Source organism: Cupriavidus sp. MP-37, assembly GCF_020618415.1.
In the GTDB taxonomy this organism is placed as follows: Bacteria; Pseudomonadota; Gammaproteobacteria; order Burkholderiales; family Burkholderiaceae; genus Cupriavidus.
Genome location: NZ_CP085344.1, coordinates 2111337 through 2124061, shown reverse-complemented (window position 1 = coordinate 2124061; position 12725 = coordinate 2111337). Strand labels below are relative to the sequence as shown.

General features: G+C 61.0%; 9 protein-coding genes and 1 pseudogene. 2 read left to right on the top strand and 8 right to left on the bottom strand.

All coding sequences use genetic code 11. From position 1 onward, the window contains the following. Positions 1-12: 12 nt before the first annotated feature. Positions 13-1299, bottom strand: coding sequence for a copper resistance protein B (locus LIN44_RS09900; RefSeq protein ID WP_223819834.1), 1287 nt, complete (start codon positions 1297-1299; stop codon positions 13-15). A 17-nt stretch (positions 1300-1316) separates the two neighbouring features. Beyond that, entirely contained in the window at positions 1317-3203 is a 1887-nt protein-coding gene (locus LIN44_RS09895) for a copper resistance system multicopper oxidase (protein WP_053821776.1), read from the bottom strand. Positions 3204-3405: 202 nt separating this feature from the next. Here LIN44_RS09895 and LIN44_RS09890 point away from each other — a divergent pair, with 202 nt between their 5' ends. Together LIN44_RS09890 and LIN44_RS09885 are read left to right on the top strand one after the other, a co-directional pair. After that, positions 3406-4092 carry a heavy metal response regulator transcription factor gene (locus LIN44_RS09890; RefSeq protein ID WP_053821777.1) on the top strand — a complete coding sequence of 229 codons (687 nt, stop codon included), beginning with the start codon at positions 3406-3408 and terminating at the stop codon, positions 4090-4092. Beyond that, entirely contained in the window at positions 4089-5483 is a 1395-nt protein-coding gene (locus LIN44_RS09885) for a heavy metal sensor histidine kinase (RefSeq protein ID WP_053821778.1), read from the top strand. The genes LIN44_RS09890 and LIN44_RS09885 overlap by 4 nt, the downstream gene beginning before the upstream one ends. 118 nt (positions 5484-5601) lie before the next feature. Here the strand turns inward: LIN44_RS09885 and LIN44_RS09880 are convergent. The 6 genes and pseudogenes from LIN44_RS09880 to LIN44_RS09855 form a co-directional block, all read right to left on the bottom strand. Then, a pseudogene (locus tag LIN44_RS09880) lies at positions 5602-6638 on the bottom strand (IS630 family transposase). A 70-nt stretch (positions 6639-6708) separates the two neighbouring features. Then, positions 6709-7782 (bottom strand): porin, encoded by a 1074-nt coding sequence (locus LIN44_RS09875; RefSeq protein WP_053821779.1) that lies wholly within the window; start codon positions 7780-7782, stop codon positions 6709-6711. A 918-nt stretch (positions 7783-8700) separates the two neighbouring features. Beyond that, positions 8701-8985: a periplasmic Cu(I)/Cu(II)-binding protein CopK gene (gene copK / locus LIN44_RS09870; RefSeq protein ID WP_053821780.1), complete on the bottom strand. Its 285-nt coding sequence runs from the start codon at positions 8983-8985 to the stop codon at positions 8701-8703. 89 nt (positions 8986-9074) lie between these two features. Then, positions 9075-9461: a hypothetical protein gene (locus LIN44_RS09865; RefSeq protein WP_144200242.1), complete on the bottom strand. Its 387-nt coding sequence runs from the start codon at positions 9459-9461 to the stop codon at positions 9075-9077. Positions 9462-9699: 238 nt separating this feature from the next. Continuing rightward, on the bottom strand, positions 9700-10692 hold the full coding sequence (locus tag LIN44_RS09860; protein ID WP_223819835.1) for a copper resistance protein B: 993 nt from the start codon (positions 10690-10692) through the stop codon (positions 9700-9702). After that, complete coding sequence (locus LIN44_RS09855) at positions 10689-12626, bottom strand: copper resistance system multicopper oxidase (protein ID WP_053821781.1); 1938 nt, start codon at positions 12624-12626, stop codon at positions 10689-10691. Before LIN44_RS09855 ends, LIN44_RS09860 begins: the two co-directional genes overlap by 4 nt. Positions 12627-12725 lie beyond the last annotated feature (99 nt).

Here is a 12725-nt window from a genome sequence, read left to right as displayed (position 1 = left end):
TGAAATACGTGGTTAGAACCACATGCGAACACCCGCTACAAAACGGGTTTCGCCACTTCGGCCGCCGGCGGTGCGAACCATGTCGGCGGTATTGCCAAAGGTTTGGTACCGTTCAATGCCGATATAGGGAGCGAACTGACGGCTGAACTCATAGCGCAGGCGCAGACCCACGGCACCGCTGGAAAGCCCGCTGCCCACGCCGACCTCGGGATCGTTCTTGCCATAAAGATTGGCCTCGATTCGGGGTTGCAGGATCAGGCGCTGGGTAATTAGCAATTCATACTCGGCTGACAGGCGCAGCGCAGTGCGACCTTCGGTGCCGATATAGCCAGTAGCGTCGACCTCGAACCAGTATGGCGCCAGGCCCTGGATACCGAAGGCCAGCCAGTTTCGGGTTGGCCGGCCATAGCCGGCATCGTTGCGGATACCCAGCTGCGTGTCCCAATAGGTGGCAATGGCATGACCCCACAGCAATTCGGTCCGCGCCTCGTGGATCTTGCGCCTCTCGGATTCGCCTTCGGCCTTGATCACGAGGCGGTTAAAGCTGCTGCCAATCCACGCTTGCGCCTCATAGGCAGCGGCATTGCTCTCATTTCCCTTGACCCATTCCAGCCGGTCAACGAGTACCGAGGCAAATAGGTGTTCGTCTGCCATGTGCAGCGAACGGTGCGGACCAATGGCGTATTGACCCACGCCGAGCTGATAGCCCCCTGAGTAACCGTGCGGGTCGCGCGCATCCGCGGGCGCGCTCCCCCCTTGCATCTGCATGTCGCCATGATCCATGCCTTGCATCGAACCCGTGCCTTGCATCTGGCTGTGGTCCATGCCCTGCATCGAACCCATGCCCTGCATCTGGCTGTGGTCCATGCCCTGCATCGAACCCATGCCCTGCATCTGGCTGTGGTCCATGCCCTGCATCGAACCCATGCCCTGCATCTGGCTGTGGTCCATGCCCTGCATCGAGTCCATGCCCTGCATCTGGCTGTGGTCCATGCCCTGCATCGAGTCCATGCCTTGCATCTGGCTGTGGTCCATGCCCTGCATCGAGTCCATGCCTTGCATCTGGCTGTGGTCCATGCCCTGCATCGAGTCCATGCCTTGCATCTGGCCGTCGGTGGCAGCGGTGCCGCCAACCTTGCCCGAAGACTTTGCTTTCGGAATGGACTTCGCCTTTTCCGCGACGGCGGGCGACGAAGTTTGCGTTGGAACCGCTTCGGTGTGGGCGTGCTGGGCCCAAGCTGCGCTCATGCCAGCGGAAGCAAGCACGGCGGCAAGTACTGTTCTTGTTGGTTTTTCCATGTGCATATCGGTTAGGGTCAGGCCACCACCACTTCGCGGAACATCCCGGCGTCCATGTGCAACATCAGGTGGCAATGCCAGGCCCACCGGCCCAAGGCGTCGGCGGTGACGAGGAAGCTGATGCGTTGCGCCGGTTGCACCGCGATCGTGTGTCGACGCGCGAGGAAGGCGCCATCCGGCGATTCGAGTTCGCTCCACATGCCATGCATGTGCATTGGGTGCGTCATCATGGTGTCGTTGTGCAAAATGACGCGCAGCCGCTCGCCATACTTAAAGTGCACCGGCGTCGAATTTCCGAACTCCACCCCGTCGATGGACCACGAGTAACGCTCCATATTACCGGTCAAGTGCAGTTCCACTTCGCGCCCGGGACCGCGTTTGTCCAACGGACCGCCAATGGTGTGCTGATCGGCCAGTGTCAGGACGCGGCGCCCGGTGTCGCGCAAACCGATGCCCGGGTCGTCCAAGTTGGTGCGCGCCATGTCAACGCGCATATCGGTGGTGGCGCCATACTCGGTCTTGGCGTGGCGCGCCTTGGTGCTGGGCACCTTCAGCGACGCATCGGTCGCCATGCCCCCCGACATGCTACCCATGGCATGCTGGCTGTGATCCATGGCCATAGCGCCATGGTTCATGCCTTGCATGCCCATCGAGCCGTGGTCCATGCCTTGCATGGCCATGCCGCCATGGCTCATTCCGCCCATGGCGCTGTGATCCATGCCGCCCATGCCTCCCATACTGCCCATCATGTCGGCCATGGTGAGCCACTGCGGCTTATCCACGGCGGGCACCGGTGCCGCCAGCCCGGCTCGAGTTGCCAGGGTGCCGCGGGCATAGCCGGTGCGATCCATCGACTGCGAGAAAATGGTATAGGCCTCGTCGCGCGGCTCGACCAGCACGTCACAGGTCTCGCCCGGGCCGAAGCGGAACTCATCGACGGTTACCGGTTCGATGTTCTGTCCATCGACTTGGATGACCTTAAGCTTGAGGCCGGGAATGCGCACATCGTAGAACGTGTTGCCTGCGCCGTTGATAAACCGCAGACGAACCTTCTCGCCCGGCTTAAACACGCCGGTCCAGTTGCCGGCCGGTGTGACGCCGTTCATCAAGTAAGTCAGCGTGGCGCCCGAGAGATCCGCCAGATCGGTCGGGCTCATCCGCATCTCGTTCCACATCTTGCGCTTAGCGAGCGCGCTCTTCATCCCTTCACTGGAGACGTCGCGGAAAAAATCGATAACCGTCGGCTGGTTATAGTTGTAGTAGTCGCTCTGAACCTTCAGTTTCGAGAGCACGCGCATCGGATCTTCGTCGGTCCAATCCGAGAGCAGCACGGTATAATCGCGATCGGCTCGCACGCCATCCACGCCGGTGGCTGGATCGATGACAATGCCGCCATACACGCCGGTCATCTCCTGGAAGCCCGAATGCGAGTGATACCAATAGCTACCAATCTGGTCGACCTTGAAGCGGTAGGTGAAGGTCTCGCCCGGCGCAATGCCCGCAAAGCTGATCCCCGGCACGCCGTCCATCTCGAACGGCAGAATGATCCCGTGCCAATGAATCGACGTGTGCTCGCGCAACCGGTTCGTGACCCGAATCGTCACCGTTTCGCCTTGACGCCAGCGCAGCGTCGGCCCCGGCAACATGCCATTGATGGTGGTCGCGACGCGTGGCGTCCCGGTGAAGTTGACCACCGACTCGCCGATCACGAGGTCGAAGTCGGTCCCGCGCAGCACTGGTGCTGTGCCGGATAAGACATCTGCCGGTCGGCCTGACGGCTGAGCCCAGGCCGCACCGCCCAAGCCAGACAGCCCCGCCATCACGCCACCGGCGGCCAGACCCTGTACAAAACGGCGGCGCGGCAGATTAGGCAGCACAAGGCCAGACGGTCGATCACGTCGCATGAAATAGTCCTTTTTGCTTGAATGGCCGCGTCGGAAGGCGGCAGCAAGAGAGTAACGACAGCGAGGCTACCGTCAACTTACCCAAACATTACATTCCGGTAAGGTCTGGGTTACCCACAGAGCGTCTCGGTAGACTACCCCGTATTAGAGCCGGTCCAACAGGCGGGCACATAATCCGAAAGACGAGGGGGAGGGCACGAAGATGAAGCTGCTGGTGGTAGAAGATGAATCCAAGACCGGCGAGTACCTGCGCCAGGGGCTGACCGAGGCAGGATTCGTGGTCGACTTGGTCGCCAACGGGCTGGACGGACAGCACTTGGCGCTTAACGAAGCGTACGACCTGATTATCCTCGACGTCATGCTACCCGATCTCGATGGCTGGCGTATTTTGCAGACGATCCGCGCCGCGGACAACCCGGTTCCGGTGTTATTTCTGACCGCCCGCGACAGCGTGGCCGATCGGGTCAGGGGGTTGGAGTTGGGCGCTGACGACTATCTGGTCAAGCCATTCGCGTTCTCGGAACTACTGGCGCGCGTACGTACGCTATTGCGGCGCGGTACTGTACAGCTAGCGATGGACCGCATTCAGGTGGGCGATCTGGTGCTGGATTTGGGCAGGCGCCGGGCGTCGCGGGCCGGGCGCCGCATCACGCTGACCAGCAAGGAGTTTGCGCTGCTGGAGTTGCTCGCTCGCCGGCGCGGCGAGGTGCTGCCACGCTCGTTGATTGCCTCCCAGGTCTGGGACATGAACTTTGACAGCGATAGCAACGTGATCGATGTGGCCATTCGCCGCTTGCGGGCGAAGATCGACGATGACTTTGATATTAAGCTGATTCAGACCGTGCGCGGCATGGGCTACGTGCTGGAAGCGCCGGAGGAGCAGGCATGACGCATCGCCTGTCCCTGACGATGCGTCTGACCATCCTGTTTTCGCTCTGCTCTGCCGTGGTGCTGCTGGGCTTGGGCGTTCTCATCTGGCTGGCGATGGACCGCCACTTCGCCACCGAGGATTATGTGGTGCTCGGCGACAATATTCGCCTGATCGAAAAGATCGCGCAGGAAACGCCGGCCGAGCGCTTGCCCCAGCGGCTTCGGGAAATGGTCGATCACCATCCTGGCTTCGTCGCGCAGGTGCAGACCGCACAAGGCCACAAGCTGTATGCGACCAAGGACTTCGATTTTGCGATTGCTTTCGAGGCGATTCCGCGCGAATTGGCGCGTGACAATACCTTCGTCTGGCAGCAAGGCGAGCAGGAGTATCGCGGCATGCGCGCGCAGGTTGGTGCGGCTGACCCGCGCATTGCACCTTTGCGCGTCGTGGTCGGCATGGACACGGAAATCCACGCGCACTTCATGCATGCATTTCGTCGTTCGCTGGCCTTCTATACCACATTGGCGGTGCTCGCCAGCGGTCTCTTTGGTTGGTGGGCGGCGCGACGCGGGCTCGCACCCCTGCGCATGATGGCCTCACGCGCCAAGGGCGTCACCGCGAACAAACTGGATGCGCGCATGCCGGTCGAAGCCGTGCCGGTCGAGATGGCAGATCTGGCGATCACGTTAAACGCGATGCTGGAGCGACTGCAGGATGATTTTCGGCGGCTCTCGGAATTCTCCTCCGATTTGGCGCATGAGCTGCGCACGCCCATCACCAACCTGATGACGCAGACGCATGTCGTGCTATCGCAGCCGCGAGATGCCGCCAAATATCGAGAGGTCCTGGCCTCGAATGCCGAGGAATTGCAGCGGCTTGGGCGCATGGTGTCCGATATGCTGTACTTGGCCAAGATGGAGCACGGCATCACACTGCCGAATGAGGAAGCGATCAACGTGGCTGATGAAGTACAGGCGCTGTTCGAATTCTACGACGCGCTGGCAGAGGACAAGGGCGTCAATCTACGGCTTGATGGGCAGGCGAAAATTACCGGCGACCGTCTGATGTTACGCCGAGCGCTCAGCAATCTGCTCTCGAACGCTCTACGCTATACGCCGTCCGGCAAAGAGATCCGGGTCGAGACGCGCGAGCAGGGCGGCAGCACGTCGATCGTAGTCGAGAATGAGGGCGAGGAAATCAGTCCCGAGTTGCTGCCATCGCTATTCGACCGCTTTTTCCGTGCCGACAAATCAAGGACCCGTGCGGAGTCCGAAAGCGTGGGACTGGGTCTCTCCATCACGCAAGCCATCATGTTTGCGCACGGGGGCCAGATTTCGGCGGAATCGTCGGAAGGCACTACGCGCTTCATTTTGACGTTTCCCCGCCAGCGAAACGCCGCCCGGAGCTAGACGGTTGGCCTCCAGCGCGTCGCCGCATAAAAATAGCCACGGCGTTGCGGCGCCGTGGCTAGTGGTCCTTCGGTAAAAGGACCGTTCAACCTATTGATCCGGCATTGTATCTAGAATCTCATGCGGCATCACGAAGCGGTTTGGGCTCGAAACTCGCTTTTGGTCCGCTCGGGCTGTCGTTGACACCTTCACAGGTACATGGACGTCGCCTTGACCAGTTGCAGCTTGGTGCGCGCCGGCGCCAGCGTTGTGACGGCCGGCTTGAGGTCGGCGAAGGCCCTCTCGTCCGGGGTTGAGTTCGGGTCTGTAGCTTGGCCGGTAGAAGACTTCGATTTCGTGCTTGTGCTCGGCCAACCACGCCTTTACGGGCTTGCTGTGATGCACGCGCAGATTGTCCAGGATCAGGTAGACCTTGCGCTTAATACCCTTGACCAGCCGTTTCACGAACTTGATCAGGATGTCGGAATTGAGCGCGCCGTCGAATATCTTCCAGCGCATCGTTCCCTGGTTGGTAACGCTGGAGATGACCGACAAGCCATGGCACTCGTTGTTCGCCCGTACCACCGCCGCCTGGCCTTGCGCAGCATGGCCGCGCATGCGTACGTCGTTGCTGCGCAAGCCGGTCTCATCGCCCCAATGGATCTCGGCGCCTTCTGCCTTGGCGCTCGCTAAAATGACCGGATACTCCTCATCGAGCCACTTCTTCACTGCCGCTGGCGGCTCGTAGGCCTTCTGGATCGGCCTCTGCGGCGTGAAGCCCCAGCGTTCGTGGTAAAGACCTAGGGTGCGTGCAGCGAGTTCGATGCCGTAGCGATCGCGGATCAGTTTTGCCACCGCCTGGCGCTGCCACAGCGGGTACCCCATCTTCATCTGATCGGGCGTACGGTCGCGAATCAGGCGCAGCACTTCACTCTCCTGCTCGGCCGTCAGCGTGCGTCCAATGCCGCGGGGTCGTCCCGGCCGCGTAGTGTCCACCGCCTTCCAGCCGCCCGCTTCATACGCCTTGAATGCCGCACTCACCGTCGCGCGCGTCAGCTCGCACTGCGCCGCCGCCTCGTTCACGCTCACGCCTTGAAGCCGCATTCTCACCGCTCGCCGTCGCCGCTCGTTCAACGCGTCGACCGACAGCGTCCTCGAGTCGATTTTGTCATGCATCATCTGACTAACCCTCTCGAGAACGTCCCCTATTTGTGTGCCGGATCAACAGGTATTCAGGCGGCTTTGCTTAAAACTTATGGCGTAGACCCAGCACGACACCGGTCTGGTTGTCGCCCGGCACGACATTGACCGGCGCGCCACTGCTGGCGTTAAAGCCGTTCAAGCCCAACTGTGAGCCACCTTTGTTACGGACATAGCCGACATTGAAGTACATGTCGGTGCGTTTGGAAAACGCGTAATCGGTCGAGGCCACGAACATCAGCGGATCGGCGCCGGAACCCCGCACATCGGTATAGTACGCTGCGCCGGTGAGCGACAGCGCCGAGGTCAGCTGATAACGCAGGCCTGCCCAATACAAGTTGGAGCGCATTGCGCTTACCGCGCTCGAGATATTTCCGTTGAGCCAACGATATCCGGCATACAGCTTTGCTGGTCCGATCCCATAGCTGATCCCCACTAACGCGCGCCGGTCCTTTTGCCCCTGCGATGCAACGGTTGACCCCTGGTACTCGTCGTACAGGGCGCCCAGGGAAAGCGGTCCAGTCGAATACACCAGACCCGCACTCATCTCCCGGTCCACCTTCAGCTCGCCGGGGACTTCGCCGCCGCCAGTGCGGCCGAAGCTGTACAGTGCCATGGCGGTCACGCCGCCAAACGTGCCCTTGTACTTGACGGAATTGTCCGCGCGACCGGCAATGGTATCGTCGCTCTTGAAAAGCGAGTATCGCGGCGCGAAACCCATCGGATCAAACTGAATGGCGGTGTCGTATAGCACCGTGGTCTGGCGACCAAGGGTCAGCTGACCATATGGGCTGGACAGCCCGACCAGTGCGCCCCGGTCAAATAACCGGCCGGCGCTACTCGACTGCGCGGTATCAAGGGCGAAGCCGCTCTCCAGTTCGAACACCGCTTTGAGGCCACCGCCGAGATCTTCCGTACCCCGCAAGCCCCAACGCGAGGTCGACATATTGCCGGCCGACATGCGCACCTGGTTGGTGCCGCCGCTCGACGATGGCACATTCGATAAATATTCGATGCCGACATCGGCGACGCCGTATAGCGTGACACTCGTCTGCGCATAAGCCCCCAATGACAGCGACCCCAGCAGCATGCCAGCGGCGGTCATCTTTCTTCTTTTCATAGCGTCTCCAGTTCGCCACGTTATTGGTATTCGATAGGCACTGAAGTCTAGTGAGACCAAGCTTACTGCGACATTGCAAGCCGGTTACATTGTTGGGGCGGATGCAACTTGTGCAGCGCGCAGCGGTCGCCCATTCCCACGGAGTTAGCAGGCATGCGCTCGCGCTGGGCTAATGGGAAGTAGACGACAGGAGAGTGCGCGATGGCGGGATGATGTCTTGTCATGTTCTCGTAATCTCTGTGACAGACCGGCCGCCCTAGAATCAATCGCGTTGCCGCCTTGGGTCAACAGGAGCGCCCCGTTCTTTCCAGGTGCCAGGTGGCATGCCGCGTCATGATGCTGGCCGTCAGATCCCACGAAGACAGCCTGCGTCCAGTTCTTTTTTAGGGAGACTTCGATTGAATCTGATCCGAACCGGCTTATCGGCGTTGCTTGTTAGTCTTAGCGCTTCTGCGTTGGCGCACGCCCCCATTTTGGATCTTGATCGGGGTCCTGCCGCTTTCGTGCCCGGTGGCCTGGCCGAGCCGCGCCCTACGGAGTGGCTGATCGACGTCGGGGCGCGGGTCAACGCGACCTGGCGCCGAACACTTGGTGCGGGGGAGGGGTGTGTGCTGGTTTTGGACAATCCCCGCAACGAGCCAGCCGAGGTCACCGTAGTGATTTCCCAGGATGACGCCGGACACGCGATGCCCGGAACGCGCCCGGTATCGCTGCGCATCCCTGCTCATGGTCGCCATGCCCTGACACTGCAGGCCTCTCGGTCGCTTAGCGTGTCCGTGTACGCTGAGAAATAATGCAGCGCTCGCTCATCGCTCGGGCCGCGTGGGTGACGCTGAGCATGGCAAGCGGCCCGGACGGGCTCCGAGCAAGGGCACTGCACGGCGCCCGCTTGCTCAGAGCCCGTGTCAGGTCGCCCGCTTAGCCGCCTTCGCGGTGACCTTTGATGAGGGCGTCGTCCAGACGGAACACCTCATTGCCCTTCATCAGGATCTTGCTACCGTCTTTGGTCTCCATGACCTTGCCTTCTGGCATGCTGACGGACTTGCCGTACTTGTTCTCCATGCCCATCTTGCCGTCTTTGAAAACGTGGACTTTTGATCCGTCTTTGAGCTCATAGGTTTTCACGACCGTGCTCAAATCGGTCGCGGCGGCAGTAAGCGATACCGCGGCAATCAGGCTTGCAACGACAAGTTTGCTTTTCATCTTCGAGATCTCCTTTGGCTCGGTGGCACAGGTTGAGACTGCGTTGGCACACGCGGAAAGCGCGTACCGAAAAAGGGGGAACGTCTAGACTATTGCGGTGGCGCCGGTCGGGGCTGGCCGCAGTCACGGTTTTGTCGCTTCGCCTCTCGCGACGGCTTAGATTTGGCAGTATTCGATGGCGCCGCGGCGCCGTTGCCGTGCTTGAATAAGCGGTGCCGGGGGTTCACGGCAAGCGCATACTGCGGGGTTTCCTTGTCCCGCTGCGCTGTACAGTCCAGCGACCTGCTTTCCCATTCATGGTCCACGGCAGGCCACATCGCGGGCGCGGCAGGAGCCGGCACGCCACCGCACTGCAGCCACCAGTTACTGCTGAGCTCTTGCCTGGGCTCCCAGCCGATTTGAATGGCGCCAATCGCACCGGGCGCGATGCCCATTGCCGCGCCACCGAGCAGGACCAGCAGCTTTCCGGCTTTCATGGGTCCTTTCCTGAGTTGGCCGGCGACGTGTGCCACGCGCGCCAGCATGGCACGCGGAGAGGACGCAGACTAATGCCCCATCAAACGGGGCCCCCCTATGGCTGCTTGCACGTGCGTCATAATGACCATTCTATTTTCCCGCGCGCGGCCTTCGCAGGCGTGATACGAAATGTAATCGCACAGTAAGTTGGCGGTTAACCAGCAGCGGGCTTGAACCTGGCCGGCGTCTCAAATGGGTTCAGAACCAGATTCGCACGCCGGCAACGATTTGCTTGTCGGTGGTCCGCTCTCCGGCAGCACGCGCAAAATCCGCGGTATTGCCCAGCTTCTTGCCCCACACCACGCCTAGGTAGGGGGCGAACTGGCGACGGATCTCGTATCGCAGTCGCAAGCCAAGCTTGAACTCGGACACGCCGCTGCCAATGCCTCGCGCCTCATCTGCCTTGCTATAGGCGTTCGCCTCGAACTCCGGCGTCAACAGCAGACGTTGGGTGAAGCGAATATCGTAGGTAGCCCGCACTCGGGCGGCAGCGCGTCCCGACGACCCCAGATAAGCCGTGGCTTCGATATCAAACCAATAAGGCGCCAGGCCTTGCACGCCAAAGGCGCCCCAGGTCCGCGGCGGCCCATTGCCGAAATCCTGGCGCACGCCCAGTTGCCAATCCCAGAACGGCGCAAAGGCGTGTCCCCACAGTGCCTCAGCTCTGGCATCCTCTGTGTTGCCATACAGACGCGTGCCTTCCGACTTGACCCATAACCGGTTCAGATCCCGTCCTACCCAGGCGAGCATGTCCCAGGCCAGTCCAGAGCCGCCGGGTGCCTTGACGTACTCGAGGCGATCGAATAGCACCTGATAGTAGATATCGTTATCGGCCATCGTATCCCCAGGCATGGGAATGCCTCGGTTCGGATCTGCCATCGGCACCGGGGCCTCATTCACCTGGATGATCGCATTCGCGCCGCCGGGCACTGAGGCAGATTCTGTCGGACTGACTGCGGGATGGCTTGGCGCTGGCTTCCCGGCTGGAGCTGCGGTCTTTGGTGGCATCGGGGCATCGTGCGCCATGCCTGGCATCGGCGTATCGTGTGTCATACTTGGCATCGGCGCCATCGTCTGCGCCGCCACGCTGTGGCACTGCACGCTGGCCAAGAGAGCCAGGCTTGCGAGAAGGATGAGACGGTGGTTGGGCACGTCAATCTCCCTGGCGTTGGCGAGGTTCAACCCGCTCATGCGACCACGACCTTGCGGAACATGCCGGCTTCCATGTGGTAAAGCAAGTGACAATGAAAGGCCCATTGTCCCGGCGCATCGGCCGTCACCAGGAAGCTGACTTGTTTGGACGGCTGGACGTTGATCGTGTGCTTTCTGACCAGCGCCTGGCCTTCGTGATTTTCCAGCTCGCTGAACATCCCGTGCAGGTGCATCGGGTGGTTCATCATGGTGTCGTTGATCAGCGTGATGCGCAGGCGCTCCCCGTAGTAGAGCCGGATCGGTTCGGCTTGGGAAAACTTCTTGCCGTCGAGGCCCCAGATGAAACGGCGCATATTGCCGGTCAAGTGCAGTTCCAACTCCCGGCTGGGCGGGCGCTTGTCGATCACCGGGCCGAGCGTTTTAAGGTCCGCGTAGGTCAACACTCGCCTGCCGTTGTTGCGCAGTCTTGGCCCCGGATCCGACAGCGAGCGGGAAGGGTTCATCGAGCGCATGTCGACCTGTGGCCCCATGCCAGGCATATTGCCCATCTTGCCCATGTCATGCCCCATCTCGCCACCGGTTTTCTGCATCCCCGGCTTCGCGTCGGACTTGCCGTGGTCCATGCCGGCCATTCCGGCATGGGCGTCCTTCGCTGGCCCGGACATGGTCGACATGTCATGCCCCCCCATGCCCCCCATGGCGCCCATGCCCGCCTCCGGCGTCATTGGTTGCATCGTGGGTGCGCCACCCATGGACTCCATCCCCATGCGATCCATGGCCATGGATGGTTTCTGATCCATCTTCATGGCCCCCATTTCCATGCTGCCCATATCCATGTCCGCCATGTCGCCCATGCCCATATCGGCCATGGTGAGCCAGGTCTTCGGATCGAGCTTGGGCACGTCGGCTTCCATCCCGACTTCCGGTGCAAGTGTCGCCCTGGCGTAGCCGCTGCGATCGATCGACTGAGCAAAGATGGTGTGCGCCTTATCGTCCGGCATCTGCACCACTACGTCGTAAGTCTCGGCGACGGCAATGCGGATTTCATCCACCGGTACCGGTTCGACATCCTGCCCATCAGCCGATACCACCGTCATCTTCACGCCGGGAATTCGGACGTCAAAGTTGCTGGTCGCCGAGCCGTTGATAAAGCGCAACCGCACGCGCTCCCCGGCTTTAGCGATCGCTGTCCAATTTTTATCTGCGGGCGTGCCGTTGATCAGGTAGGTAAAAGTGGCTCCCGAAACATCGGCCAAATCGGTCGGATTCATTCGCATCTGGTTCCACATCGCGCGCTTAGCCAAGGCCTCGGACAGCCCCATTTCGGACACATCTCGGGCAAAGTCGCCCACCGTCGGCATCTGAAAGTTATAGACGTCGCTCATCTTCTTGAGCTTCGCGAACACCATTTCCGGGTTTTCATCCGTCCATTCGCTGAGCATCACGACATAGTCGCGATCGACCTTGATCGGGTCTGGATGCATTGGCTCGATGACCAGCGGTCCGTACAAGCCGGTCTGCTCCTGAAAACGGGTATGCGCGTGGTACCAATAGGTGCCGGCTTGCCGCACTTGAAAGCGATACACGAACGTCTCGCCCGGCCCGATGCCGGGAAAGGAGATACCGGGCACGCCGTCCATCTGAAACGGCAGCAAGATGCCGTGCCAGTGAATCGATGTTTGGGTATCGAGCAAGTTGGTCACGCGCAGCGTGACCTCGGTGCCTTGCTTCCAATGCAGAATCGGCGCGGGGATGGAGCCGTTCACACTGGTGGTAGGCCGGATACGGCCGGTAAACGACATGGGCGTCGCGCCAATGGCCAGGTCAAACGTGGTCCCTGTCAGCACGACCGGATAGCCTTGGCTCTTCAAGGCCCAAACGGCGCGTGGATACGCGCCCAGGCTCGCCAAGCCGCCTCCGGCGATCAGACTTCCCAGCAGTCGGCGGCGGCTCAGTGAGACGGGGCGAAGCATGGCATCGCTAGGGCGTTCGAACACGTTGTCTCCTCGCGCAATGGTGAAACGTCCACTTAGCATAGTGCGCGCCACGTCGAAGCAAAAGCTCCTTTAGCG